Below are 1057 nucleotides of genomic sequence, written 5' to 3' on the forward strand. Positions count from 1 at the left end.
ATTCAAATCTTATCAATAGCTTAGCTTGCAGGTTATGGGTAACTTATTTCGAAAACAGTACACTAGCCATTACACTCCTCTACTGCACGTCAGTACGCCAAGGAGTTCTCATGCCGTCTCTGTTCAAAGCCTTCATCACCCTGTTGATGACCGTATCGCTGCTTGCCGGATGCAATCAGGTCGGGCTGGCGTATCGCAATCTGGATGTAATCATTCCGTGGACGCTCAGCGACTACCTGGACATGAACTCGGAACAGAAGAGCTGGCTGGATGTGCGCCTCAAGCAACACTTGAGCTGGCATTGCAGCACGCAGTTGCCGGAATACCTGACCTGGCTGGACAAGCTGGAGGACATGGTCAAGAACGACCGTGTGACCTATGAAGGGCTTGAGGCCCGAACCAGCGAGGCCAAAGACGCGATAGCGAAGATCTCCCGGGAAATCACCCCGTCTGCTGTGGAGCTGCTGTCGCGCTTCGACGACAAGCAGGTGCAGGAGATGCAGGAGTCGTTCGCCAAGGATCAGCGCAAGCGCGAGAACAAATACCTCGACCAGCCGCTTGAGCGCCAGATTGCCGAGCGCGCCGACCGCATGCAAAAACGCCTGACCCCGTGGATCGGCAAATTGAATCAGCCGCAGAAGGATCGAATTCAAGCTTGGTCCGCCTCGCTCGGCGAGCAGAACAAGGCCTGGATCGACAACCGCACACGCTGGCAGAACCTGTTTCTGGCGACCGTACAACAGCGTCAGGCCAGCGACTTCCCACAGCGCATCGCTGCCCTGCTGCAGGACCGCGAGACTTTCTGGACGCCCGAATACCGCAAGGCCTATGACCAGACCGAGAAGGCTGCCATCTCACTGCTGGTGGACATCACCGCCCAGAGCACACCGGAGCAACGCACCCGGCTGCTGAGCCGCATCGCCGACATGCGCAAGGACTTTACCGATTTGGATTGCTTGAAGTCGCAGCAGTAAGTGCAAACAGACCGGGCGACGCTTCGCTTGTCCGCGACCTCGGTTTTCGTAGGAGCGGACTTGTCCGCGAACTGCCGGGAACC

At 57.4% G+C, this 1057-nt stretch carries 1 protein-coding gene; it reads left to right on the top strand.

Annotated elements, in window-relative coordinates:
• The first annotated feature begins 110 nt into the window (after positions 1 to 110).
• Entirely contained in the window at positions 111 to 974 is an 864-nt protein-coding gene (locus DW49_RS0123995) for a DUF6279 family lipoprotein (RefSeq protein WP_005616198.1), read from the top strand.
• The last annotated feature ends 83 nt before the right edge of the window (positions 975 to 1057 follow it).

It is taken from the genome of Pseudomonas avellanae BPIC 631 (assembly GCF_000444135.1).
In the GTDB taxonomy this organism is placed as follows: Bacteria; Pseudomonadota; Gammaproteobacteria; order Pseudomonadales; family Pseudomonadaceae; genus Aquipseudomonas; species Aquipseudomonas avellanae.

What these genes read in the sequence shown, in the direction of transcription:
- DW49_RS0123995 (WP_005616198.1), top strand. Translation starts at nt 111, where the DNA reads ATGCCGTCTCTGTTCAAAGCCTTCATCACCCTGTTGATGACCGTATCG.